A 25934-nucleotide genomic window follows, 5' to 3' on the forward strand; every position below is an offset into this window, starting at 1 on the left:
TCTCGGGCCAGGTCGGGTGGTGCTCGGGTGGGATCGTGAACACGGCGACGACGCGGCCACGCGGATTGAGCCCGGCGCGGGTGAGGACTGCGACGGCGGCGCCGCGGCCGACGCCCGCGAGTGCGTCGGGGACCCTGGTGTGCTCGGGCCCTGTCAGGTCGCGGTCAATCGCAGCATCGAGCGCGCCCCGCGCTGGAACTCGTAGTCCACTTCGGTGATATCCGTTCGAATTCCACCGGCGTGCAACGCCTTTCGCAGGCGATCGAGCAGGTCGTCCAGCGGCCCGCCCGCGTGGTCGACGAGTGGGAACACCCGGACCTCGCCACGGCTCGATCGCGCCAGTTCCCGCAGCGCCGCCAAGTGGAAGTCGAAATCGAGGCGGTCGGCGTAGGTGAACAGCAGATGCGAACTCAGCACCAGGTCGAAGGCGCGATCGGGAAGATCGAGCGCGGGCAGGAGGCCGAAGCGGTAGCGCCCCGGGTTGACGCGCAGATCCTCGGCGAACCGGGCCGCGGCGGCTTCCCGCACGAGCCGATGGCCGTCCGGATCCCCGTAGAAATCCCAGACGTAGCGGTCGGCGGCGGCTGCCGTGTGGGACGTGCTGTGCTCGAGTTCCTCGGCCGCCAGCGCGGTCAGCTCCGCGGCGGGCAGCCGGTAGACCGGATCCACCGCGACCACCCGCGCGCCGAGCGCGGCCGCCTCCACGGCGAAGCTCGCGGCGCCCCCCGGACAGTCGAGGATCTCGCCACGCAGGTCGTCGCCGGTGAGCGCGAACATGGCCCGGTATTCGCTCAGCGATCGACCGGTCAGCAGATAGCCGCCCCCCTCGATCGACCCCTGCTCGTCTCCCATGGGTCGGACGGTAGCCACGACCGGCGCGCGGCGCGAGCGAGTTTCCGGCTAGGACCTGCCCTCACCGGCCGGCCGGACGGGATACAGGCGCTGAATCGTCAGCGCGGCCGCCAGTAACCGCGAGTCGTGCGGATCGGTGGGATCGACGCCGGTGAGTTCGGCGACGCGGCGCAAGCGATAGCTGAAGGTGTTGGGGTGCACGTGGATCTCGGCCGCCGCGGCTTTGCGGTCGGAGCCGTGGCGCAGGTGCGCGTCGAGCGCCTCGAGCAGGTGCGGACTGTCCAGAATGGGGGAGATGCGCTCGGCCAGCCGTGCGCGCGCGGTACCCGGTCTGGTGAGCTGGTATTCCAGCAGCAGGTCGTCGAGCCGGTAGACGCCCGCGGGCTTGCCGAGCAGCCGTGCGAGTTCGGCGAGGTCGGTGGCTTCCTTCGCGGTCCGGGCGATGGCGTCCCGCGGCACGGACGCGTATTCGGCGAGGAACACCGGCGCCCCGAAGTGTTCGGTCAGTTCCTCGGCCAGCCGGTGGTAGCGGGTGTCGTCGAGCTCGGCGTCGGAAGCGCTGGGCAGCAACGCGATTCCGGTCCAGCCGTCGAAAGTGGCCAGTGTGGTGGTGCCCGCGAGAGCGTCCAAGGCGCGGTGCAGCAGCCGGATGCGCCGCCGCCCGACGAGCGTGGCGACCGTGCTCGGCTGGTCGTGGTGGCGGATGTGGATCGCGAGCACCGTGTATTGCTCGGCGAGTGCGGTGTCCGCCCGCGCCGCCAGCTCGGCGGCGGGCAACCCGTGCAGCAGCGCCGAGCACAGCGCGCGACGCGCCTCTCGTTCGGCGTTGTAGATGGACTGCTCGACCTCGGTGTAGGCCTCGACGACGGTGATGTTGATCCGCATGAGCAGTTCGAGCAGCCTGCTGACGACCAGGACGAGTTCGTCGAGTTCTTCGCTGGAGGCCAGCGCGGCCGCCTCGTGGAGCACCGACTGCGCGGACCCGTGCATGGCCTCGATCAGCACGGGCAACGGGAGCCGGTCCTCGGCGTGCCGCTCGGCCACCGGAGCGACGAACGTCGCGACCTCGGCCTGGGTGAAGCCGCGCTGTTCGCCGATCGCCTGGAGCACCGCACGGCCGCAGGCGTAGATCGCCGGAAGCACCTCGGCGGTGAAGTGACCCTCCGGCAGGTCGGCGGCCGGAGGGGTGGTGCCGAGACCTGCGGCGAGCATGCGCTCGGCGATCTGGGGCCAGCGAGCCAGCAACCGGGCGACGAGCGGGGCGTCTCCGGCCACCGGGGACAACACGACGGACATGGGCCGATTGTTTCCGACCACACAAACGGCGGCAAGGCTACGGGCGCGGTCGCCCGAATTTTGGCTCCCGCGCCAATATTCCGGATGGAATGTTCTCCTCGAGGTGCAGTGACACCGGCCCGGAGAGCGCCCTACATTCGAAAAGCGGCTCATGAATATGGCCCCGATCACATCTCCCTCCGAATGTGGCGCGGGATACATTCGGAGGCGGTGCTCGACGCACCGCCGAGTCGCGTTCGTTCGGTGCGAATGGAAGTGAACTCGATGTTGGCAATGATGCACAACGCTCGGCAGGCAATCCTCGGGGCCGCGGTGATCGCGGGGGTGACAATGGCGACCGCGCTCGGCGGCGGGATCGCGCACGCACAAGGGGAGATCGAACCGACCCAGCAGGCCCTCGCCGATTACATCAGCGCGGGCCTGAACCCGGCCCCGGACGGCAGGCAGCCGCGCGCGATCGTGGACGCGGGCAGTTCGTCGGGATGGGCGACCAGCGTCGCATCCGACGCGTCCGGCGAAGGCCCCGAGCTGTCGGCGTATCTGGCCGCTTTCGGCTACGGGCTGACTCATCCCGACGCGGCTCCGCCCGGCGCCAACCGCTGGAACTGCGCGCCGTCCGCCGAACACCCGAGGCCGGTGGTGTTGCTGCACGGCACCTGGCTGAACGCCTACGACACCTTCGCCTCCCTGTCGCCGCGGCTGGCGCGCGCCGGATTCTGTGTGTTCGCCTTCAACTTCGGACGATCCGGCCTGATGCAGGGTGGCGGGCTCGGACCGGTCCTGCCCGGGCGCTTCGGTGTGGGGCGGATGGAGGATTCGGCCGTGCAATTGCGGGACTTCATCGATCGTGTGCTCGGCGCGACCGGCGCGCAGGCCGTCGACATCATCGGGCATTCCCAGGGTGGCACGGTCGCCAACCATTATCTGAAATTCGAAGGCGGTCAGGGCAAAGTGGGCAAGCTGGTGAGCTTGGGCGCCACCCACCACGGCACCTCCCTCATGGGCATGGCGACGCTGGGCCGGATCATCAACAACCTGGGCGTCGATATCCTCGGGTTCTACGAGCCGCTGGTCGGCATCGCCAATATCCAGCAGGCGGTGGGCTCGTCGTTCTACGCCGGCCTGAACGCGCAGGGCGACACCGTGCCCGGCGTCGCGTACACGGCGATCGGCTCCCGGCACGACGAGGTCACCAACCCTTATCAATGGACATTCCTGCAGGCCGGTCCGGACGCGACGGTGGACAACGTCACACTGCAAGACGGGTGCGAGCAGGATATGTCCGACCACCTGACGATGATGTATTCCCCGCGGGCGGCCTCGATCGTGCTGCACGCGCTGGATCCGGTCGCGCACCCGTCTTTGGAATGCACCTTCAACCCGTGGATGATCGGCGGCAACGGCAGCTTGTGAGCCACGCTGTCACTGCACCCGCGCGAGAATTCGCGAGCGCTTGATTGGCGTGCGAGCCAATTCTTTTCCGGCCGCCGCATTGGTTGGGTGGAATACGGGCCACCCCGCTGTCGTCGGCACGGCGGCGCCCGCGATCACGGCCGTGCCGTCGGAAAGGAAAACCGGATGAGTGTGGAGCTCGAATGGGACGGCGGCCCGGTGCCGCCGGAGCCTGCGGCGTTCTCGGAGCGGCCGATGTTGCCCGAAGACGATCCGTTCTACGTCCCACCGCCCGCGGTCGGGCGCCTGCGCCCCGGCGCGATCGTCCGCACGCGCGTGGTGGAGATCGGATTCTTCGGTCTTGTGCCGCAGCGTATCTCGGCATGGCAGTTGCTCTATCGCACCTGTGATCTGCATGGTGTCCCGGAGGTCGCGGTGACCACCGTGCTGCTGCCGTGGGGCGCGGATCCGGCCGAGCCGCGCCCGCTGGTCTCCTTCCAGTGCGCGATCGACGCGGTCGCCTCGAAATGCCTACCCTCGTATTCGCTTCGGCGCGGAGCGCGGGCGGCCGGTTCGATTCCGCAGCTCGAGCTGCCGCTGATCGTCAGCGCGCTGGCGCGGGGCTGGGCGGTGTCGGTTCCGGATCACGGCGGAACGGCAGGCCGGTTCGGGGTGGCCAGGGAGCCGGGATATCGCGCGCTGGACGCGGTCCGCGCCGCCCTCGCCTTCCTGCCGTTGGGTCTGGATCCGGCTACACCCATTGCGCTGTGGGGATATTCGGGCGGGGGATTGGCCACCGCCTGGGCCGCGGAGTCGGCCGCCGAGTACGCGCCCGAGTTGAATGTCGTCGGCGCGGTGGCCGGGTCGCCGGTGGGTGATCCGGCGGCCGCGTTCGTCCGGCTCAACGGCACGCTCTTCGCGGGATTCGCGGCCGTCTTCACCGCCGGACTGCGCCGCGGGTACCCCGAATTGGACCGCATGCTGCGCGCCCACCTGGACGCGCGGTATCTGGGCTGGCTGGCCGAGACCGAGACCATCGCGACGTTCCCGCTGCTGTATCGCTTCGCCCGGCGCGACATCGACAAACACAGTGACGCGGGGCTGGCCGCCATGATCGAGCAGGACGGGTTGCGGCGGATCCTCGACGACATCCACCCCGGCCGCCGGGCGCCCGCCATGCCCATGCTCGTGCTGCAAGGTGTGTACGACGAGGTGATCGCGGCCGCCGACGTCGACGGCCACGTCGCGCGCTACGTCGAAGCGGGCGTCCACGTGCGCTACCTGCGCGATCGGCTCAGTACCCATCTGTTGTTGCAGTTCCTTGCGCTGCCGGTGATGGTCGACTGGCTCGCCGGTCGCTTCACCGGCCGCGAGCTGCCCGCGGCCGGTACGTGGACCCGGTGGTCGCTTGCCTTCGCCGGTCCGGCGCTGAGCGGTCACCTGAGTTTCGCGGCCCTGCTCGCCCGCATGTGGCTGGGACGGCCGATCCGTGGAGCGCGCCCGCCGGTGATGGCGCGCCCCCGATCGCGCCGCCCGTCCCTCCTCTCCGCCGCCCTCCGCAATCCGTTGTCCTGACCTCTGCTCGCGCCGGCGAGTGCCGCTGAGCTGGCCTGATCCCGCACCGGCACGCCGTGCGGACGAGATTCGGGTGTCGCCTCACAAAGGTGTCCGTTTTGCTCTAGCGTGAGCACGGTTGGTGCCGAGAGGGGTCGTGGATGCGTAGCGGGATGCTGAGTGTGGCGCAATTGCGGGACCGGGTCGACACCGGCGAGATCGACACGGTGCTGGTCGCCATGACCGATATGCAGGGGCGACTGCAAGGAAAGCGCTGCGCGGCACGTTATTTCCTGGACGAGGTGGTCGAGCACGCCACCGAGGCGTGCGGGTACCTGCTCGCGGTGGACGTCGACATGACGACCGTCGACGGGTACGCGCTGTCGTCCTGGGAGACCGGGTACGGGGACGTCGTGCTGCGACCGGATCTGCGGACGCTGCGGACGACGCCGTGGTGGCCGGGCACGGCGCTGGTGCTGTGCGACGTCGAGCACGTGGTGCCGCAGGGACGGCCCGTGCCCGCCTCGCCGCGTCAGGTGCTGCGCAAGCAGCTGGACCGGCTGGCCGAGCGCGGCCTGCACGCGTTCGTCGGGACCGAACTCGAGTTCCTGGTGTTCGACGACAGCTACGAGGCGGCCTGGAACGCCGGGTATCGCGGGCTGACGCCGGCCAACCAGTACAACGTGGACTACTCGATGCTGGGCACCGGGCGGATCGAACCGTTGCTGCGCCGCATCCGCAAGGAGATGGACGGCGCCGGAATGTATGTCGAGTCGGCCAAGGGCGAATGCAACCCCGGCCAGCACGAGATCGCCTTCCGATTCGACGAAGCCCTGGTCACCTGCGACAACCACAGCATCTACAAGACCGGCGCGAAGGAGATCGCGGCCCAGGAGCGGCGCAGCTTGACGTTCATGGCGAAATACAATGAGCGCGAGGGCAATTCCTGTCACATCCACCTCAGCCTGCGCGACGACGCGAGCAAGCCGGTGTTCGCGGGTGACGGGGCGGAGGGCATGTCGCCGCTGATGCGGAATTTCATCGCGGGCCAGCTGGACTGCCTGCGCGAGTTCACCTACCTGCTGGCGCCGAACATCAACTCCTACAAGCGGTTCGCCGCCGGTAGCTTCGCGCCCACCGCGATCGCGTGGGGGCGGGACAATCGCACCTGTGCGATCCGCGTGGTGGGCGAGGACCATTCGCTGCGGTTCGAGAACCGGGTGCCCGGCGGCGACGTGAACCCGTACCTGGCCGTGGCCGCCCTGATCGCGGCGGGACTGCACGGCATCGATCGCCGGCTGCCGCTGGAGCCGGAGTTCCGCGGCAACGCCTACCACTCCGAACGCCCCCGGGTGCCGCGGACGCTGCGCGAAGCGGCCCAGCTGTTCTCCGGCAGTACGGTGGCCCGCGCGGCCTTCGGTGATGATGTAGTGGAGCACTACCGCAACGCGGCGCGGGTCGAGCTGGACGCCTACGACGCCGCGGTCACCGACTGGGAGCGTATCCGTGGTTTCGAACGACTCTGAGGTCGCGGGAGCCCGTCCCGTGATCGGCCTGCCCACCTATGTGGAGCGGACCCGGTTCAACGCGTGGGATCTGCCGGGCGCGGTCCTGCCGCACGCCTACGTCGAGATGGTGGCGGCCGCGGGCGGTATCCCGGTGTTGCTGCCGCCCGCGGGCGTCGCGCGTCCCGAGCTGGTGCGGCGGCTCGACGGATTGGTGCTGACCGGCGGCGCGGACGTGGATCCCGCTCGCTACGGTGTCTCTTCGGCGGGGATACCCGGCTACACCAGGCCCGACCGCGACGAGTCGGAGTTCGGCCTGTTCGAGCTGGCCAGGGCCGCCGGCCTGCCGATTCTCGCGGTGTGCCGCGGCCTGCAACTGGCGAATGTCGCGCTCGGCGGCACGTTGATCCCGCATCTGCCCGATGTCGTCGGTCACGAGGAGCACTCCGGCGTCGAGGGCGGGTTCACCGCCACCCGGGTGCTGACGATCGCGGGCAGCCGCGTCGCCCGCCTGGCCGGTCCGGAGCTGAAGGTGCACTGCCACCATCACCAGGCCGTCGACCGGCTGGCCGAGGGCCTGACCGCCACCGCGTACGCCGCCGACGGCACGATCGAGGCCGTGGAATCCACCGACGGGGCGTTCCTGGTCGGTGTGCAGTGGCACCCGGAGGCCGACGTCACCGATCGCCGGTTGGTCCGGGCACTGGTGGCAGCGGCGGAGACCTATGGAAGGGAGCGCGACCGGTGACGACAGCGCAGGTGGTCAACCCGGCGACCGAGCAGGTGGTCACCACCGTGGAACTCGCAGGGGAAGCGGAGACCGACGCCGCCATCGCCCGCGCCCAGCACGCCGCGACCGCGTGGCGGGAGGTGTCGCCGGGGGACCGGGCGCGATTGCTGCGCCGGTTCGCCGAGGTGGTCGAGTCGGATCTGGAGCACCTCGCCGGGCTCGAGGTGGTCAATTCCGGGCACACCATCGGCAACGCGCGATGGGAGGCGGGCAACGTCCGCGATGTCCTGCACTACGCGGCCGGGATGCCGGAACGCCTGCTGGGAAACCAGATTCCGGTGGCGGGCGGGGTCGACATCACCTTCCACGAACCGCTCGGCGTCGTCGGGGTGATCGTGCCGTGGAACTTCCCGATGCCGATCGCGGCGTGGGGCTTCGCGCCCGCGCTCGCCGCGGGCAACACCGTCGTGCTGAAACCCGCCGAGGTCACGCCGCTGACCGCCCTGCGGCTCGGCGAACTCGCGCTCGAGGCGGGCCTGCCCGATGGCGTGTTCCAGGTGCTGCCCGGCAAGGGGGCGGTGGTGGGGCAGCGCTTCGTCACCCACCCGGCCGTCCGCAAGGTGGTGTTCACCGGCTCCACCGAGGTCGGCACGCAGATCATGGCGGGCTGCGCGCGGCAGGTGAAGCGGGTGACGCTGGAATTGGGCGGCAAGAGCGCGAACATCGTCTTCGCCGACGCCGATCTCGAGCAGGCGGCGGCGACCGCGCCCTACGGCGTCTTCGACAACGCGGGGCAGGACTGTTGTGCCCGATCCCGCATCCTGGTGCAGCGCAGCGTATTCGACCGCTTCCTCGAACTGCTGGAACCCGCGGTGCGCGGTGTGCGGGTCGGTGACCCGTCCGACGAGTCCACCGAGATGGGCCCGCTCATCTCGGCCGCGCACCGCGAGCGCGTCGCCGCGTTCGTGCAACCGTCCACCGAAGTCGCGTTCACCGGCAGCGCGCCCGACGGACCGGGATTCTGGTATCCACCGACCGTGGTGCTGCCCGGGGCTGCGACCGACCGGGTGCTCACCGAGGAGGTGTTCGGCCCGGTGGTCGCGGTGCTCCCGTTCGAGGACGAGGCCGACGCGCTGCGCATCGCCAACGACACGAATTACGGCTTGTCCGGCTCGATCTGGACCCGGGACGTCGGCCGGGCGCTGCGCGTGGCCCGCGGTGTGGAGGCGGGCAACCTGTCGGTGAATTCGCATTCGTCCGTGCGGTATTGGACGCCGTTCGGCGGTTTCAAGCAGTCCGGGCTCGGGCGCGAACTCGGCCCGGACGCGGCGCTGGCCTTCACCGAGACCAAGAACGTCTTCCTCGCCACGCAGTGACACCCGCCCATCCGACAGGAGATACGTTGCAGCGCTTACAGGATCGAGTCGCCGTCGTCACCGGCGGCGGGAGCGGTATCGGTCTGGCCACGGTCCGTCGCTTCGCGGCGGAGGGGGCGAAGGTCGTGGTCGCGGATATCGACGCCGGGAGCGGCGAAGCGGCCGCCGCGGAGGTCGGCGGGCGGTACGTCCAGGTTGACGTCACCGAGGAAGCGCAGGTCGAGGCGCTGTTCCAGACCGCGGTCGACACCTACGGCGGGTTGGACATCGCGTTCAACAACGCGGGCATCTCACCGCCGGAGGACGATTCGATCCTGACCACCGGCATCGACGCGTGGCGGCGCGTCCAAGAGGTCAACCTGACCTCCGTGTACCTGTGCAGCAAGTACGCCATCGGGCACATGCTCGAGCGCGGCAAGGGCTCGGTGATCAACACCGCCTCCTTCGTCGCGGTGATGGGCGCGGCGACTTCGCAGATCTCCTACACCGCCTCCAAGGGCGGCGTGCTGGCGATGAGCCGGGAACTGGGAGTGCAGTTCGCCCGCAACGGCATCCGGGTGAACGCGCTGTGCCCGGGACCGGTGAACACCCCTCTTCTCCAGGAGTTGTTCGCCAAGGACCCCGAGCGCGCCGCACGGCGTCTGGTACACGTTCCGCTCGGCCGGTTCGCCGAACCGGAGGAGATCGCCGCCGCCGTCGCCTTCCTCGCCAGCGACGATTCCTCCTTCATCACCGCATCGCAGTTCCTGGTCGACGGCGGCATCGCGGGCGCGTACGTGACGCCGCTGTAGGACCGGGACCTATTTCGGCGCACCCGAGCGCGCGCCGCCGTCGACGCGCAGCACGATCGCCTGTGCCACGTCGTCGGCGGTGCCGACGCGCCCGACCGGTGTGGCCGCGGCCAGCGCCGCTGTGGTCGGCATCGAGCAGCCCGCCGATGCCGCCGACACCAGCGTGATCGAACCGCGCTGCGCCAGATGGGGCAGCGCCGCATGCACCACGGCGATGCGCGCGAGGAGTTTGCCCTCGACGTGCCCGCGCAGATGTGCGGGCGGCCGGTGAGTCGGCCACGACACCGGGCCGATAGCCGCGGGCGCTGCGACTTGCTGTGACTGACATCACAATTGACGACTCAGTCGCAGGTCAGCGCAACCGCTTCGGTGGGTTTCCTGGGTCCGGGACTGTTTGCCGGGGGTTGATCCTGGGTAACGGTCTGTTTCGTGCCACACCTTCGGTTCTCGTAGCCCGAGGTGGAACGAACCGAGGTCCGTGGACGGACTGGAGAGGACGTGCACGTGACCGACCGGACAACGGAGAGTTTCCCGCTGCGGCGTTCCGTGGCGGCCTCCGCCATGGGCAACGCGACGGAATGGTTCGACTACGGCGTCTACGCCGCCACCGCGACCTACCTGACCGACGCCTTCTTCCCCGGGGAATTGGGCACGCTCGGCACCATGCTCGGCTTCGCCATCTCGTTCGTCCTGCGGCCGCTCGGGGGCATGGTGTGGGGACCGCTCGGTGACCGGATCGGCCGCAAAGCCGTGCTGGCCACCACGATCCTGCTCATGGCCGCCGCTACCGGAGCCATCGGCGTACTGCCCACCCACGCGTCCGTCGGTGTGCTGGCCCCGATCCTGCTCATCCTGCTGCGCGTGGTGCAGGGCTTCTCGACCGGTGGCGAATACGGCGGCGCCGCCACGTATCTCGCCGAATGCGCGTCCGATCGCAAACGCGGTTTCCTCGGCAGTTTCCTGGAGTTCGGCACGCTCGCGGGCTTCGTCGGAGGTTCCGCGACCGTGCTGGCCTTCCAGCTCGCGCTCGGTTCGGACACCATGCACGAATGGGGTTGGCGCATCCCGTTCCTGATCGCCATCCCGCTCGGCCTGACCGGCTGGTACCTGCGGGCCAAGCTGGCGGAGAGCCCGGTGTTCACCGAAGTCGCCGAGCACAAGCGTCCGGCCGGTGGCCTGCGTGAAGTGCTGACCACCTATCGGCGCGAGACGCTTACGCTGGCCGGCCTGGTGGTCGCGCTGAACGTGGTGAACTACACGCTGCTCACCTACCAGCCCACCTATCTGCAGAACACCATCGGGATGGGGGAGTCGGCCACCACCGCGATGATGCTGCTCGGGCAGCTGGTGATGATGGTGGTGCTGCCGTTCTTCGGCAGGCTGTCCGACAGTGTCGGCCGCCGCCCGATGTGGTTGTTCTCCCTGATGGGTCTGGCCGTGCTCGCGGTGCCGATGTACTGGCTGATGGGGCAGGGCACCGCGTGGGCCATCATCGGCTTCATCGTGCTCGGACTGCTGTACGTGCCGCAGCTGTCCACCATCAGCTCCACCTTCCCCGCGATCTTCCCGACCCATGTCCGGTACGCGGGTTTCGCGCTGGCCTACAACGTCTCCACCGCGGTCTTCGGCGGCACCGCCCCACTGATCAACGAGGCCGTCATCGAGGCGACCGGCTGGACGCTGTTCCCCGCCCTCTACATGGTCGGCGCCTCCCTGATCGGCCTGGTCGCCTGGAACTACCTGCGCGAGACCGCGGGCACCTCACTACGCGGCACCGAGGTCCCCGACGCGGGCGAACCCACCCCGGACCCGGACCTCCCTGCCCAGCCCGCGTTCTGAACCACGCCGGACGCGCCACCGCGCGGCCAGCTACACGCTGCCGAGATCGGTGCGGCACCCGGCGGTGAATTCCAGCGGACCTCGCCGGAAGCCACCCGCGGTCGGGACCATTCGGTCAGGCCGAGGGCGACTCGTCGTCCGCGGGCCAGTCGTCCTCGATGACCAGGCGACCGTCTCGCAGCGCGGTCGCGTACTGGTCGGCCACCAGGTCGGCCGGGTAGGTCGGCCAGTAGGAGACCGCGCCGGTGGGCTTGTCGATGACGCAGACCGAACCGCCGACGATGACCGGCGGACTGGCCGGATCGGCCTGCGGCGGGCGTGGGAAGGTGGCGACGGCGACGAAGCAGGTGTCGAACTCGGTCAGGTGGTAGCTGATTCCGCGATCGGCATAGTCGCCGTTGGCCAAGTGGTGGTCGGCGATCCGGTGTGCTTCGGTCAGGTCCACCGGTGTGGCCGCCTCGGTCGGGTAGGCGTGGATGTCCATGTGTCGATGGCAGCTGGGAGTGGCCGCCCGCTCCTTCCGGGTCTCTGGATAGCACGGTGGCGGCTCGGCGCAAGCCGGTTTCCGGTCAGTCGAACCGGATGGTCGACAACATCTTGCGGGCCAGGGCCTCCGGATCGGAATCGGCGGCCAGTGATGAATTATGCAGTGCCCCTTCGCGCCACAGCGAAGCGAAGCCGTGCACCAGCGACCATGCGGCGAGTTGGGTCGCCTGCTGCCGGTCGTGAACGTGGCCCGGTTGGAGGTCCGCGACGCCGGAGCGCAGCGCCAGCGCGGACCGTTCGCGCGCGGCGCGCAAAGCCGCGTCCTCCGCGTGTAAGAGGCTGTGCCGGAACATCACGTCGAAGTGCCCGGGGTGCTCGCGCGCGAAGCGGATGTATGCCACCGCGACCTCGCGGAAGTCCTCGCCGGCTCGCGCGAGCTGTTCGGCCAGCAAGTCGAAACCCTCGGTGGCCAACGCGGTGAGCAGACCGGCCCGATCGCCGAAGTGGTGGGCGGGCGCGGCGTGTGAGACGCCCGCGTGCCGGGCCAGGTTGCGCAGTGAGAGCGCGTCCACGCCGTCGGCGGCGATCCGCTCGGCGGCCGCGGTCAGCAGCGCCGCGCGCAGATCTCCGTGGTGGTAGCCGTCCTTCGCCATCCCTCGATGGTGACCGATCATCTAGACATTGACAAGTTTGCGGCGGCGAGCCTAATCTTTCCACTGTCAAGATTTGCTCTCGATGCACAGGAGATCCGATGGCCCCGCTGGTTGTCCTCGTCGCCGTTACCGCACTCGCCCGGCTCATCGGCCGGCTGACCGGCAACGGCTGGCTCGATTCGTGGGCGCACGCGACCGCACTCGGCCTGGCCGCGATGCTCGTCCTCACGGCGAGCGCGCACTTCCTCCAGCCGCGCCGCGACGCCCTGATCGCCATGGTGCCGCCGCGGCTGCCGAACGCGCCCGCGCTGGTGACGCTGACCGGCGTCCTCGAATCGGCCGGCGCGATCGGCGTGCTGATCCCGGCGACCGCCGACCTGGCCGCGGCCTGCCTGATCGCCCTGCTGCTGGCCCTGTTCCCCGCGAACATCCGCGCCGCTCGCGCGGAACTGGGCATCAAGACCATGCCGCTGCCGCTGCGGGGTCTGGTTCAGGTGCTCTTCATCGCGGCCTGCGTGGTCGTCATCATCGGGTGAACATGGCGAAAGACCCGCTCACACATCCGAATTAGATGTGCGAGCGGGTCTTTCGCGTGGCCGGATTCAGTTGCCGCGCAGCGCCTTCGCGATGGTGCGGCGCATGAACGGCCGCGCCAGATCCTCGGGCAGGTTCGCCCAGGCCAGGAAGAACCGCGTCAAAGGGTCGAGGGCGATGTGGTGATGCCCGCGTTCCATTCCCCGCACCGCGGCCTCGGCGACCCGTCGGGCCGACATCGGCTCGATCGAACCGGTGATCGCCTTGGTCTCCACCGGCTTTCGCTGATTCTCCATCGCCAGCCCCGGGGTGTCGGTGTCGGCCGGATAGATCACCGTGACGTCCACGCCCTTCGGCTCGACCTCGTAGCGCAGGCACAACGCCAGCTGCCGGATACTCGCCTTGGTGGGTCCATAACCGGTGTAGCCGGTGATCCCGAGAAACGCCGAAGTCGAGCTGACCAGCAGGATCTTCCCGCCGCCCCGCCGCACCATCCCCGGAAGCACCCGGCGCACCGCGTGCACCGCGCCGAGATAGTTCGCCGACATCTGCACCTCGAACTCGCCGGCGTCCACTTCGAGGAACCGTCCGGGCAGCGTGAGTCCCGCGCAGCAGGCGATGACGTCGCACGGCCCGTTGCGCTGCTCCAATTCCGTGATGGCCGAATCGAGTTGGTCCGGACGGGTCACGTCCGCGGCGGCCCGGTCCGCACCCAATCGTTTCGCGGTGTCGCGCAGCGGAAGCTTCCGGCGCGCGATGATCGAGACCTGCGCGCCACGCCGCGCGAAGACCTCCGCCACCGCGGCGCCGATCCCTTCCGATCCACCGGTGACGATGACGTGCTTGCCGACCCAGTCCCTGACCCGTGCCATCTCGTGACCCTCAGGCTCGGCTCGCGGTGACGATATCGGCGATCCGATCCCGCCACAGCAGGTAGGTGCCGGAGGTGCCGTCGTCGGGCAGGTCGTCGAGCGAACTCTCGATCAGCGCGTCGGTCTTCGCGACGCTGGTCCCGCAGAAAACCTGCGCCGCCGCCTCGCTGTGCTCGTTGACGCTGTTGGTCTGCTGCCGGATGCGCGCGACCATGGCCGAGCCCAGCGACAGCTGCGGCCGGAACTCACCGGCCACATCCCAGAGTTCCTCCATGGCAGCCGGTTGCACGCCGCCCGCGAACGTGACGGCGATGCCGACGCCGCTCCACAGATCGGCGTGCCGCTTCGGGTCGAACTCGCCGATCAGGCGCACGACACCGGCCGGATTGCCGCCGCCGATGAACCACAGCGCGCGGCCCATGCCCTGATCGGCGATGCGCTTCAAGTTCTCCCGGTCACCGAGCCAGCCGGGGTAGCGGGTCTCGACGTGCTTGTCCCGCACATAGCGCTGCATCTGGAAGAACGCCTTGTAGAAGCCGTACCCGTCGATGGCCAGCCAGCGGAACAGCGGATGCTGCGGAAACAGCTTCTTCCAGCGGAGCTTCGGGATCTTCGCCATCGCGAGGCCGACACCCACGTACATGGTCAGGGCGTAATCACCGGCTGGGCCGTCGATCAGATCGGCGGCGCGCCGGCCGGGCGACAGCGAGTCGATCGCGGTGAGGCCGACCGCCGCGCCTTCATAGGCGAACCCGCGGTACTTCGGCGGCACCTGGAGCAGCGCGGCGATCAGTTCGTCGTTGTCCGAGCTGCGGACCGCGGAGTCGATGCCGCCGACCAGGTGCATGGTCACCTGCTCGAGTTCCAGCGCGGTGTGCTGGTCGGGCTGTTCGAATCCGCTGAGCACCGTGCGGACACCGGCCGGACTGGGGACGAAGAGGGCCGCGCGCAGCGGACCCAACGGCGAGGGCATGGAGTTCTCCAATCGTCGGGGAGGAGTCTTGGGCCGGGCGCGGCTCGGCGCTGCCGGTCATGAACGGGCCGCCTCTTTCGCGGGCTCGGGTTCGCGTGCGATGTCGGCATCCAGGTCGTCGGCCACCACGGGCTGCTCCACGGCCGGCGCCGCGCCGCGCTGCCCCCACCACTCGGCGATGCCGCGCACCCACCAGTAGACGCCGCGAGCGCCGCAGACGACGACCAGCGCGATGAACAGGCCGTAGGAGATGTGCAGCGCCGTGACCACGCCGTACATGATGCCGACCGAGGCGCCGAACACGATCTGCTGCTTCTTGCCCGACGGCGTGGTACCCGGGTCGGTGACCATGTAATTGGTGAACAGCACGAACGCCAGGCCGGTCATCACGCTCAGACCGCCCAGGATCGAGATGTTCGGTTCGATGAGCCCGCGCACGATGGCCTGCAGCGCGAACGCGCCCACCCACGCCATGATCAGCGGCATCTTCAGCGTCAGCTTGGCGTTGAGCATGGTGCCGGTCATCAGCAGGCCGAGCACGATGAGCGCGTCCGCCGGGCCGGTGATGTATTCGGTGAAGTGGTACGGCGGCGCCACCGCGATCATCGGGAACACCAGGAAGCACACCACGACACCGAAGTTCGACGGGTTCATGAAGTGGCGCATCTTGCCGTTGATCTTGGCGCGCAACACCCACTTGGTACCGACCGCGACGACGATGCCGAAGATCACCGGCCACAGCTTGTCGTGCGCGAAGGTCAGGAAGTTGAACGCCAGACCGGTGATGTGCGCGGGCAGCAGGAACTCGAACAGCCCACGCGGCCCACGGCCCCGGAAGGCGGGCGGCCGCTTGTACGCCCACGCCGCGAGGACTTCCAGTCCGATCTCGGTGGAGTACGCGGTGGCCAGCGCGATGAACGGCCAGAGGAACGGTTGCTCGAAGCCGAGCAGCGGGAATCCGATCAGGTTGAAGATCGTGATCGAGATGGCGAAGTTGCGCAGTGCCAGGTAGCGGGGATCTTTGGTGGCCGCGGGCTTCTCCACCCATTCCTTGGCGAACTCGGTGCCCGAGCGCTGTACGGCCGAGATGCGCTCGGCTGCCGTAACACTGGTCCCGTTGCCGTTACCCGCCGTGGCGGCCGGATTGTTCTCCGTGGCCACGCCGTTGCCCTCGGGACCGCCGTGGGCGGCGCTGCCGTTGCCCTCGGCCGCCGGGGTTTCGTGATGACCGTTCGACGCGGCTTTCGCCTCGCCCGGATCCTTCTTGTCGTTGTCGCTCATCGCTGCTTGACCTCCTGCGCGTCCGAGGCGAGGTTCACGGTGTGCCAGCCCGGCGCGAGCTGGAGGGTTTGGTCGTGCGGGGTGCCGTTGGTCTCCCGCCAGCGGAGCACGACGTTCAGCGGGGCGGCGGGGTCGACGTCGCCGAGGCCGATGTGCACCTCGGTGGCCCGCTTGCCGGTGTGCCCGCTGCCGCCGTCGAGGTGGCTGGTGAGCAACCGGCCGTCCGCCGTGCGGACCTCGACCTGGGCGTCCACCGCGGGAACGCCCTGCGTGGGAAGCCCGGCGATGGTGTTCGTGGTCGCGGTGCCGTCCCAGGCCTGCTTGAACAGCTTCAGGCCGAGGAACCGGCCGTTGCCCGCCTTGTTGTTGTGGTAGAAGGTCGGATCACCCCATTGGCGCGCGACGGCGAAGCTCAGTGCGCCGTTGCCCGAGGTGTCGCCCACGGCGATGCCGCGGGAGGGGACGGGGGTGTCCATGCCGAGGGCATGGGTGAGGTTGGCGAACTTGCCGTCGTCGCCGCGGCTGAAGAAGCCGACCGGATTGCTGCCCGCCAGATCGGCGTCCGCGCCGATGATCGGCCAGGACCACGGATACTTGGTCAGGTTGTCGTTCATGGTGCCGAGTTCCTGGATCTGCGGCCACCGGTTGGTGTCGCCCTTGATCATGCCGGTGGCCTGGACCACCTCGTTGCGACCGTCGTTGTCGAAGTCGTCGATCTTGGCGTCCCAGCCCCAGGTCTCCCAGGCCAGTCCGACGTCGGTGGCGCGGTTCTTGAACGGGGCGACGCCCTCGGCGAGCTGACGCGCCGCGTCGGCGGTGTCCTTGGCGGTGTTGTAGAAGGCGAAGTGGCCCTCCATCAGCGCGAAGCGCACGGCGATGTTGCTGACGAACAGGTCCGGCATGCCGTCGCCGTTGAGGTCGCCGAAGTCCGCGGCCATGCCCTTGTCCGAATCATGGCCCATCACATACGACTTCGGCTCGGTGATGCCCCGCTCGCCCTCGGCGTAACCGAAGCGGATCCGGCCCGGTGTCGACTGGTTGACGAACAGGCGGTCGCGCCCGAAGTCGTTGGCCACGTACAGCTCCGGCAGCTGATCGCCGTTCAGGTCGGAGGCGGCGGCGGCCAGCGCCCATCCGGTGTCCATGCCGATCGGGAACGGGTTGGCCACCTCACGGTAGTCGGCGGTCGGTTCGTTGCCCGACGCGGCGGAGGTCAGCGTGAAGATCCGATCCTTGCCGCCGTTGCGCGCGTTGGACAGCGAGTCGGTCATCCACAGCGCGAGCTGGCCCTCTTTGGAGAGCACGTCCATGTCGTTGAAGTACTGACCCAGGTAGATGTCCGGCTTGCCGTCGCCGTCGAAGTCGGAGACCGACACCGCCGCGGTGATCCAGCGCTCGCCCTCGTAGTGCCCGTCCGGGGTGTTCGGGGAGGGGACGATGTCGATCGGGCGGAATGCTTTGGCGTCCAGTCGGGTCGCGTTGGCGCGTTGCAGGTACAGGATCGGCGTGCGGCCGTAGTACGACACCAGCGCGTCCATCCGGCCGTCACCGTTGAAGTCGCCCGGGATGCAGCCCGACGGGACGGTGGAGGAGTCGACGGGCAGCGGCGCGGGGTCGAGGACGAACGGTTCGTACCGGCCGGTGTTGCTGTCCGGCGTCGGGGTGAGGAAGGCCGTGTCCGAACGGGGATCGACCACGCACAGGTCGTCGGCCAGCCGGTTGCCGTCGAAGTCGTTCATCGCGATCGCCGCCCCGACCGAGGAGATCCAGGCCGACAGGTGCTTGTACGGCTCCCGCAGCTCGCGGATCTTGCGGTCGGTCGGCAGGCCCTTGGGCAGCGCGATCGGCATCGCGGTGAAGTCGAACTTGCTCGCGATCGGCCCGCCCGCCTCGTCGTAGGTGGGCAGCAGCGCCGACCGCGCGGGAATGAACAGCGAGCCCATCAGCAGCAGGGCCACCCCGGGGACCACCGCTTTTCGGAGGAGGGATCGGTTGATGGGAATTTTCACGAGTGCTGCTCCTCATGGGCGAGAGTGAATTGCTGTCCCGCGGTGTCCGCGAGTCCGTCGAGCACCTCGCGCAGCGTGGCCAGCGCTTGGTCCATGTGCTGCTCGGTGTGCCTGCAGTTGATGAAGAACCGCAGCCTTGCCTCCCCGGCCGGGACGACCGGGTGGGTGATGGCGTTCACGCTGAAGCCGCGTTGCAGCATGGCGAGTGCCGCCAGCACGGCCGGTTCGTCGGCGCCGGTCATCACGGGGATGATCGCGGAATCCTCCGACATGCCGATGTCGAACCCGTATTCCTTCGCGCGGCGGTGGAAGTACTCGCTGTTGTGCCGCAACCGCGCCACCCGTTCCGGCTCGTCACGCAGTACCTCGAGCCCGGCCAGCGCGGCGCCGATGGCCGAGGGGGCGGGTGCGGCGGTGTACATGCTCAATCCACCAGCGACGTATTTGAATCCGTCGACCAGTTCCCGGTTGCCCGCGAGGTAACCGCCGACGCTGCCGAGCGCTTTGGACAGGGTGCCCATCCACACGTCCACGGCGTCGCCGGGCAGATCGAACAGCTCGCGCACGCCGTGCCCGGTGGCGCCGAGCGTGCCGAACGAGTGCGCCTCGTCGATCATGATCGAGCAGTCGTAGCGCCGGGCCACCTCGATGATCTCGGGCAGCCGGACCACGTCGCCGTCCATGCTGTAGAGACCCTCGATGATCACCATGGCCCGGTCGAAGCTGCGCCGGGACATCTTGAGGATCGTCTCGAGCGACTCGGGATCGTTGTGCCGGAACGAGACCCGCTTGCAGCGCGACCACTCCGTGCCGGAGACCACGCTGTGGTGGATCAGCGCGTCGCAGACCGCGAGATCGCGCTTGCCGAGCAGGAATCCGACCGCGGCGGCATTGGTGAGGTAGCCGCTGGCGGTCACCAGCGCTGCCTCGGTGTCGTAGACACGGGCGATCTCGGCTTCCAGCGAACGATAGATCGGCAGTTCGCCCGCCACGATCCGGACCGCGGCGGCGGAGGTGCCGTACTGATCGATCGCGTCCTTGGCGGCCTGCCGCACCCGCGGGTCGGCGGCCAGGTCCAGGTAACCGAAGCTGCTGAAGTTCACCACATCCCGGTCGGCCATCCTGGTCACCGCACCGCTGACACCCTCGTGCGGCAAGTAGTACGGGTTGACCAGACCGACCTGTTCGACCCAGGCGTCGAACCGCCCGAACCGCTGCCCGGCCTCGAGCACGCCGGGGTGGTCACGGAAGGACGTGTGGGCGACCCCGCGCGGTGCGGTGTGGCCGTTGGCGGTGGTCGCGGTCGCGGATCCGTTCGTGGTCCGCGCGCCGTCGGTCGCGGGCGCGGCGGCGCCGGTCTCGCCGCTCGCGTGCCTGGCCAGCAATGCGCGGGCCAGCTCCCTCGGATTGTTGTCGGTCATTCGTCCTCGCTCCTCGCCGCGCGCTCTTCTTCCTGGGCAATCTGCTCGGCAATCCGCGCGCCGAGCCCGCGCAACGTCAGTCCGATCACGGCGAGCACCGACAGCTGGGTGCCGAGCACCTGCACCACGCGGGCGCCGAACTCCATGCCCATCAGCGAGTCCATGCCGAGTTCGGGCAGCGGAGTGTTGAGGTCCACCGTCTCGGCGTCGACGCCCAGCACCGCGGCGAGCTGTTCGGCGAGCAGGTAGGCCACCACCTCGCCGCGTTGCTCCAGACCCAGCTGGAGGATTTCCGCCCGCAGCGCGCCCGCGCCCGACGCGCCGCCGCCCGCGGCCGCCACCTGGTCGGCGAAACGCGGCGTGCGGGTGGACGGACGATGCGCCAGCGCCCACTGACTCCAGTCCACGTCGAACAGCACGATCTGCGGCAGGTCCAGCCGCAGGCACTCGCCGAGCAGATCGGTGGCCACGTCCATGTCCACCGAGCGGTAGCCGGTCATCTCCGCATACCGGCTGACCGCCTCGTAGTCGGCCATGCCACCCTCACCGCTCATGAAGCCCCAGTTCACCGCCAGCGCGGCGGCGCCACGGGCGCGGCGGGCCGCGGCGATCATGTCGAGCACGGAATTGGCTGCCGCGTAACCGAATTGGGGCGAGATGCCGACGATGCTGCTCGCCGAGGAGAACAACACGAACATGTCGAGTTCGATGTCGGCGGCGGTGACGGCGGTGTCCAGGTTGACCGCGCCCGCGACCTTGGGTCCGAAGATCTCCGCCAGCGACTCGGCGGTGATCTGCGGGACCTCGAGGTTGTTCACCACACCGGCCGCGTGGAACACCCCGCGCAGCGGACGCCCGCTCGCCTGGATGCGCTCGACCAGCGCCGCGACGGCGTCGTAGTCGGACATGTCGAGGCGTTCCTCGACGACTTCCGCACCGGCGGCGGCGAATTCGGCGATCGCGGCGCGGGCCGCCTCCGTGGTGGCGCCGCTGCGTCCGGCCAGCACCAGCCGGCGCGCGCCGTTGCGGACCAGCCAGCGCGCGGTGGCAAGGCCGAACGCGCCGAAACCGCCGGTGACCAGGTAGCTGGCCTGCGCGTCGATCGGCAGAGTCGGTCGTTTGGCCAGCACGGTCGGTTCCGGTTCGCGCAGATCCAGCACGACCCGGCCGATCTGCTTGGACCGCACCACGGTTTCGAACGCCTCGGCGGTCGATGCGAGCGGGAACGCGGTGTAGGGCAGGTAGTCGTAGGTGCCGTCGTTCAGGGCGTCCATCGCCCGGCGTGCCGCGCGGCGGACCAACTCGGGCCGCACGGCCAGGGCGCGGTCCATGTCCACGGCGAAGAACGACAGGTTCCGGTCGAACGGGCGCAGGTCGATCGCGCCGCCGCCGTAGATGTCGGCCTTGCCGATCTCGACGACCCGGCCGAACTCGGCGGCCACCCGCAGGTTCTGCTGGAGGATCTCACCGGGGGAGGAGTTGTAGACCACGTCGACGCCGCGTCCGCCGGTCAGCGCGAGCACGTCGTCGACGAAGCTGATCGACCGCGAGTTGACCACCTCGTGCGCACCCGCCGCCGTGGCCACCGCGCGGCGCTCGTCCGATCCCGCCGTCGCGATCACCCGCGCGCCCAGGCGCACCGCCACCTGGACCGCGGCCATGCCCATGCCGCCCGCCGCACCGTGGACCAGCACCGTCTCACCCGATCGCAGGTGCGCGAGGTCGCCGAAGGCGAATTCGGCGGTGAGGAAGGGCAACACCGAGCTGGAGTGGCACGGGTCGAGCACCGTGCCCGGGTAGTCGAGGGGCATCGTGGCGCCCTCGTCCGGCCGGAGGGTGACGTGCCGCCGGACCAAATCCCGAGCGCACACCGACATCTGGTCACCGACGGCGACCTCGGTGACCCCCGGGCCGACCCGCTCGACCACGCCGAACCCGTCCATGCCCAGTTCGGTGCCGAAGTATGTTCCGGCCAGCTCCTTTTCGGTGAGCACCCCGAGCGCTTTGAGCGCGTCCTTGTAGTTGAGGCCCACCGCGTCCATCCGGATCTCGACCTCGCCGAGGCCCGGCGCCACGCGGTCGACCGCGCGCCACGCCAGATCCGACAGCAGCCGCGAGCGCGAAATCTCCAAGCGGAACGAGCTTTCCGGGTCGGTCAGCGGCGCAGCCTCGTCCCAGGCCGACACGTGCTCGCGCAGGGATTTGCGCAGGTGCAGCGCCCAGCACGCGCCCGCGCGCAACGCGACCTCGTCGGCGCGTCCGTCGCCGAACACCTGCTCGACGATGTCCGCGGCGCGCGTGGCCGGTTCGGTGTCGACCAACCGCCAGTGCACCGCGGGTTGCTCGTTGCGCAGTGTGCGCCGGGCGCCGGTGAGCGCGGCCTGCGCTGGGTGCGCGAATGTGTCGATCGGCAGGCAGAACGCCTGTTCGGTGACCACCACCGCGCGCACTTCGGCCGCCGTGGCGTCGTCCTCCTCGCCGACCACCAGTTCACCGACCGCCTTCGCGACGAGGGCGAGCCCGTAGGCGTTGGGCACCGCGTCCAGCTCGGCGCCGGACACCACGACGAGCCGGCCGCGCGTCACGCCGGGCCGCTCGTGAGCGGCGCGCAGGGCGGCCAGGACACGGTCCGAGGCGCCGGCCTCCTCCGGTTCCAGCGTGAGGATCTCCGAGGAGGCGCGGGCGCTGGCGATTTCCTTCGCGCGCTGGGAGACGGTGCCGCCCAGGCTGACCACGAGCAGGAACTCCTCGCCGCCCGCGGGTTCGTCGGCGGTCGCGGTGTCGTCGACGATGGACCACACCGGCTCGTAGAACAGGCCGTCGAGCTGCTCGTGCAGATCCGGCTCGGCCGCGAGACTGGCGAACCGCACCCCGGAAAGCGTCAGCGCGACAGCGCCTTCCGGTGCGGCGACGGTGATATCGGCGCACAGCGGATCACCGTCCACCCGGCGGACCAGCACCACGGCCTGCTCGGGCAGCGGCCCGGTCCAGCGGACCCCGGCGACCGAGGACGGCACCACCACGCTCGCGCCGCGCGCGGTCTGGGCGTACAGGGCGGCGAAGCACTGCAGCGCGGCGTCGACCGCGGCGGGATGGGCCAGGTGCGGCAGGCTCGGCGCGCTACCGGTCAGCGGCGTGAGATCGAGCCGGGCCAGCACGGAGTCGGCGCCGACGCGGGCGTCGGTGATCAGCCGGAAGCTCGGCCCGTAGGCCAGGCCGTGCGCGGCGAGGCCGTCGTAGAGCGTCGCCGCGCTCACCTCCACCGCGTCCGCCGCCGGCGTGAGGTCGATGCCGCGCGCGTCGACGTCCGCTTCGATCAGCCTGCCGTGCGCGTTGACCGTCCAGGTGGTCGCGGTGGCGGCGCGCGAGCGCAGGGTGAACCGATGGGTGGTCTCCTCGACGGTGAGGCGCAATACCGGCACGTCGTGCTGCCCGATCACCAAGGGCGCGACGAATTGGACCGACTCCAGCCCGAAGGAGGTGCGACCGGTCCGCACCGCGACGGCGCTGAGCGCGGCGTCCAGATAGGCCGCGCCGGGCAGCACGACCGATCCGTCCACGACGTGATCGGGCAGCCACGGCAACGCGGCCACCGACAGCTCGACCTCCCACTCCGGAGCGGACGCCGCGGTGCGCAGGCCGAGCATGACGTAGCCGTCGACGGCGCCGACGCGGTCCGCCTCGATCGCCGGGTCCTCGGTCCACAGCGTGCGGCGCTGCCACGGATAGCGGGGCAGGTCCAGCTGCGCGGCAGGCGTTTCCGCAGCACCGGGCGCGTGCGTGGTGTCCAGGCCGCCCACCTGGTACAGCTCGCCCACCGCGCGCAGCAGGTTGTCGTGGTCGTCGGCGTTACGCGAGAGGGTGCTGATCGCCGCGCCGTCGAGACCGCGGCGCACGAACGCCTCCTTGATATTGCCGCTGAGCACCGGGTGCGGCCCCACCTCCAGGAAGACCCGGTGGCCCGCGTCGAGCAGGCTGTCCACGGCCGCGCCGAACCGCACGGGCTCGCGCACGTTGCGGCACCAGTACTCGGCGTCCCACTCGGGCCCGGACAGTTCACCGCCGGTGACGGTGGACCAGACCGGCACCTGTGCGGGTCGTGGCGCGAGGCCGGCCAGCACCGTGGTGAGGTCGCCGAGAATGGGGTCCATCAGATGGCTGTGGTAGGGCACCTCGACGCGCAGCGCCTTCGCGAAGACGCCCTCGTCGGTGAGTTCGGCTCGGATACGGTCCAATTCGGCCGGGTCACCGGACAGCGTCACCGCGGAGTGGCTGTTGATCGCCGCGACGCAGACGCCCGGCATGCCCGCGAGGCGCTCGCCCAGTTGCTCTTCGGACAGGCCGACGGCCAGCATGCCGCCGGTGCCCGCGGTGGTGGCCTGCAACCGAGCGCGGTGATGGCTCACCAGCAGCGCGTCGCGCAGTGACAGCGAGCCGGAGGCGTAGGCCGAGGCGACTTCGCCGACGCTGTGGCCGACCACCGCGGCGGGGTGGATGCCGAGTTCGGCGAGTTCGGCCACGAGGGCGGCTTGGACCAGGAAGTTCGCCGGTTGCGCGTACGCCGTCCCGGTGATCCGCGACTCCGCTTCCGGGCGCAGGAGTTCTTCGACGATCGACCATCCCGCGATCTCGTGGAAGATCTCGTCGATCGCCCGCGCCGCGGCGGCGAAATGCCCGTCGGCCTGGAGCAGGCCACGAGCCATACCCCACCACTGCGGGCCCATGCCGCTGAACACGAACACCGGCTGGGTGGATCCATCGGTCAGCGCGCGGGCGGGCGGCTTGCCCGCCCCCACGGCGAAATCGACCAGCTGGGAACGCAGATCGTCGGTGTCGCGGTAGGCGAACGCGGCGCGCAGCGGGTGGTGCGCGCGCCGCACCCACGCCGCCTCGGTCACCGCGTCGACGGGGGCGGTCTCGGTCAGCTCGTGCAGCTGGGTGGCCATCGTGCGCAGTGCGGTCTCGTTGCGGGCCGACAGCGGCAGCACGGTGATCGCCCCGCGCGCGGGCTGCTCGGCGGGCACTTCGGGTGCGCGGGTGAGGATCGCATGGGCGTTGGTGCCGCCGTAGCCGAAGCTGTTGACCGCCACCGCGGCCCGGCCGTCGTCGTTCGGCAGCGGCTCGGTCTCCAGCGGAATGCGTACCCGCAGTTCGTCGAACGCGATCTCGGGGTTCGGGTTGTCCAGCCGCAGTTGCGGAGCGATGACGCCGTGATGCAGGGTCAGCGCGGCCTTGATGACGCCCGCGACGCCCGCGGCGGCCTCGGTGTGCCCGATGTTGTTCTTCACCGAACCGACCGGCAACGGTTCGTCGCGGCCGTCGACCGCGCCGTACACCGCGCCCAAGGCGGCCAATTCGAGCGGGTCGCCGACCGGTGTGCCGGTGCCGTGCGCCTCCACATAGCGGATGTCATTGGCGTCGATGCCCGCCAGCCGGCGCACCCGCCGGGCCAAGGCCTCCTGCGCGACCGGGTTGGGCACCGGGATCGCCAGCGTGCGGCCGTCCTGGTTGACGCCGCTGCCGCGCACCACCGCGTAGATCCGGTCGCGATCGCGCACCGCCGCCTCCAGCGGCTTCAGCACCACGGCCCCCGCGCCCTCGCCGCGGCCGTAGCCGTCGGCCGCCGCGTCGAAGGACTTGCAGCGGCCGTCGACCGCGAGGAACCGGCCTTTGCACATGGAGATGAACGCCTCGGGCCGCAGCATCGCGTTGGCGCCGCCGACGATCGCCGTCTCGCACTCACCCGACTCCAGCGCCAGCATCGCCTGGTGCAGTGCGACCAGGGAGGAGGAGCAGGCGGTGTCGATGGTCATAGTCGGTCCGAGCAGATCCAGCAGGAACGCGATGCGGGCCGACAGCAGCGTGTGCGAGGAACTGGTCGGGCTGTGGCTGTTGATCGAGGCCCGCGACAGCGAACCGCTGCGCACCAGCGCGTTGTCGTTCATGAAGCCGCCGACGAACACGCCGACCTCGCGACCGCCGACCCGGCCCGCCATCCCCGCGTCGTCGAGCGCCTCCCAGGCGACCTCGAGCAGCAGCCGCTGCTGCGGATCCATGATCGACGCCTCGCGCTGGGAGATGCCGAAGAACTCGGCGTCGAACTCCCACAGCGACTGGGTCAGGAATCCACCGTGCCTGGTGTACATCCGGCCCGGCGCGTCCGGGTCCGGATCGTAGAATTTCGCGAGATTCCAGCGATCCGCCGGTACCTCCACGATGCCGTCGCCCCTGCGCACGACGAGATCCCAGAACGAGTCCGGCCCGTCGATGCCGCCCGGAAAACGGCAGCCGATACCGACAATTGCTACATTGGGCATGCAAAATCCCCTGGTGCTCAGGTATTCGAAATCGCAGGCGTTTTCACGTCGGC

At 69.8% G+C, this 25934-nt stretch carries 19 protein-coding genes; 8 read left to right on the forward strand and 11 right to left on the reverse strand.

Annotated elements, in window-relative coordinates; translation table 11 throughout:
• Window positions 1-153: 153 nt before the first annotated feature.
• Entirely contained in the window at window positions 154-852 is a 699-nt protein-coding gene (locus ABZ803_RS05535; protein ID WP_357033323.1) for a hypothetical protein, read from the reverse strand.
• Between the two features lie 48 nt (window positions 853-900).
• Complete coding sequence (locus ABZ803_RS05540) at window positions 901-2148, reverse strand: helix-turn-helix domain-containing protein (RefSeq protein ID WP_357033326.1); 1248 nt, start codon at window positions 2146-2148, stop codon at window positions 901-903.
• Window positions 2149-2421: 273 nt separating this feature from the next.
• Here ABZ803_RS05540 and ABZ803_RS05545 point away from each other — a divergent pair, with 273 nt between their 5' ends.
• From ABZ803_RS05545 to ABZ803_RS05570, 6 genes are all read left to right on the forward strand, one after another.
• On the forward strand, window positions 2422-3561 hold the full coding sequence (locus ABZ803_RS05545) for an alpha/beta fold hydrolase (RefSeq protein ID WP_357034295.1): 1140 nt from the start codon (window positions 2422-2424) through the stop codon (window positions 3559-3561).
• Between the two features lie 165 nt (window positions 3562-3726).
• Entirely contained in the window at window positions 3727-5115 is a 1389-nt protein-coding gene (locus ABZ803_RS05550; RefSeq protein ID WP_357033329.1) for a lipase family protein, read from the forward strand.
• A 140-nt stretch (window positions 5116-5255) separates the two neighbouring features.
• Window positions 5256-6620 (forward strand): glutamine synthetase family protein, encoded by a 1365-nt coding sequence (locus ABZ803_RS05555; RefSeq protein ID WP_357033332.1) that lies wholly within the window; start codon window positions 5256-5258, stop codon window positions 6618-6620.
• Entirely contained in the window at window positions 6601-7347 is a 747-nt protein-coding gene (locus ABZ803_RS05560; RefSeq protein WP_357033335.1) for a gamma-glutamyl-gamma-aminobutyrate hydrolase family protein, read from the forward strand. Before ABZ803_RS05555 ends, ABZ803_RS05560 begins: the two co-directional genes overlap by 20 nt.
• On the forward strand, window positions 7344-8705 hold the full coding sequence (locus tag ABZ803_RS05565) for an aldehyde dehydrogenase family protein (protein WP_357033338.1): 1362 nt from the start codon (window positions 7344-7346) through the stop codon (window positions 8703-8705). Before ABZ803_RS05560 ends, ABZ803_RS05565 begins: the two co-directional genes overlap by 4 nt.
• 26 nt (window positions 8706-8731) lie before the next feature.
• Window positions 8732-9496 carry a 3-oxoacyl-ACP reductase gene (locus tag ABZ803_RS05570; RefSeq protein WP_357033341.1) on the forward strand — a complete coding sequence of 255 codons (765 nt, stop codon included), beginning with the start codon at window positions 8732-8734 and terminating at the stop codon, window positions 9494-9496.
• 9 nt (window positions 9497-9505) lie between these two features.
• Here ABZ803_RS05570 and ABZ803_RS05575 read toward each other — a convergent pair whose 3' ends face one another.
• Entirely contained in the window at window positions 9506-9781 is a 276-nt protein-coding gene (locus ABZ803_RS05575; RefSeq protein WP_357033343.1) for a hypothetical protein, read from the reverse strand.
• Between the two features lie 276 nt (window positions 9782-10057).
• Here ABZ803_RS05575 and ABZ803_RS05580 point away from each other — a divergent pair, with 276 nt between their 5' ends.
• Window positions 10058-11335 carry an MFS transporter gene (locus tag ABZ803_RS05580; RefSeq protein WP_357034297.1) on the forward strand — a complete coding sequence of 426 codons (1278 nt, stop codon included), beginning with the start codon at window positions 10058-10060 and terminating at the stop codon, window positions 11333-11335.
• Between the two features lie 115 nt (window positions 11336-11450).
• Here the strand turns inward: ABZ803_RS05580 and ABZ803_RS05585 are convergent, their stop codons facing one another.
• Both ABZ803_RS05585 and ABZ803_RS05590 read right to left on the reverse strand, forming a co-directional pair.
• Window positions 11451-11819, reverse strand: coding sequence for a hypothetical protein (locus ABZ803_RS05585; protein ID WP_357033346.1), 369 nt, complete (start codon window positions 11817-11819; stop codon window positions 11451-11453).
• A gap of 85 nt (window positions 11820-11904) precedes the next feature.
• Window positions 11905-12474, reverse strand: a complete 570-nt coding sequence (locus ABZ803_RS05590; RefSeq protein ID WP_357033349.1) for a WHG domain-containing protein — start codon at window positions 12472-12474, stop codon at window positions 11905-11907.
• 98 nt (window positions 12475-12572) lie between these two features.
• Here ABZ803_RS05590 and ABZ803_RS05595 point away from each other — a divergent pair, with 98 nt between their 5' ends.
• Entirely contained in the window at window positions 12573-13010 is a 438-nt protein-coding gene (locus tag ABZ803_RS05595; protein WP_357033351.1) for a hypothetical protein, read from the forward strand.
• A gap of 66 nt (window positions 13011-13076) precedes the next feature.
• Here the strand turns inward: ABZ803_RS05595 and ABZ803_RS05600 are convergent, their stop codons facing one another.
• From ABZ803_RS05600 to ABZ803_RS05625, 6 genes are read right to left on the reverse strand one after another with little or no spacing between them, the layout of a single operon-like run.
• Window positions 13077-13880: an SDR family oxidoreductase gene (locus ABZ803_RS05600; RefSeq protein WP_357033354.1), complete on the reverse strand. Its 804-nt coding sequence runs from the start codon at window positions 13878-13880 to the stop codon at window positions 13077-13079.
• Window positions 13881-13890: 10 nt separating this feature from the next.
• A complete protein-coding gene (locus ABZ803_RS05605; RefSeq protein ID WP_357033357.1) occupies window positions 13891-14853 on the reverse strand; it encodes a DUF1702 family protein in 963 nt (320 codons plus the stop codon).
• A gap of 57 nt (window positions 14854-14910) precedes the next feature.
• On the reverse strand, window positions 14911-16134 hold the full coding sequence (locus ABZ803_RS05610) for an enediyne biosynthesis protein (RefSeq protein ID WP_357033360.1): 1224 nt from the start codon (window positions 16132-16134) through the stop codon (window positions 14911-14913).
• On the reverse strand, window positions 16131-18143 hold the full coding sequence (locus ABZ803_RS05615) for a CRTAC1 family protein (RefSeq protein ID WP_357033363.1): 2013 nt from the start codon (window positions 18141-18143) through the stop codon (window positions 16131-16133). The genes ABZ803_RS05610 and ABZ803_RS05615 overlap by 4 nt, the downstream gene beginning before the upstream one ends.
• Window positions 18140-19564 (reverse strand): aminotransferase class I/II-fold pyridoxal phosphate-dependent enzyme, encoded by a 1425-nt coding sequence (locus ABZ803_RS05620; RefSeq protein WP_357033366.1) that lies wholly within the window; start codon window positions 19562-19564, stop codon window positions 18140-18142. Before ABZ803_RS05620 ends, ABZ803_RS05615 begins: the two co-directional genes overlap by 4 nt.
• Window positions 19561-25881 carry an SDR family NAD(P)-dependent oxidoreductase gene (locus ABZ803_RS05625; RefSeq protein WP_357033369.1) on the reverse strand — a complete coding sequence of 2107 codons (6321 nt, stop codon included), beginning with the start codon at window positions 25879-25881 and terminating at the stop codon, window positions 19561-19563. Before ABZ803_RS05625 ends, ABZ803_RS05620 begins: the two co-directional genes overlap by 4 nt.
• Between the last annotated feature and the right edge of the window lie 53 nt (window positions 25882-25934).

The sequence above is a fragment of the Nocardia sp. NPDC047648 genome (genome assembly GCF_040642815.1).
GTDB lineage: Bacteria > Actinomycetota > Actinomycetes > Mycobacteriales > Mycobacteriaceae > Nocardia > Nocardia gamkensis.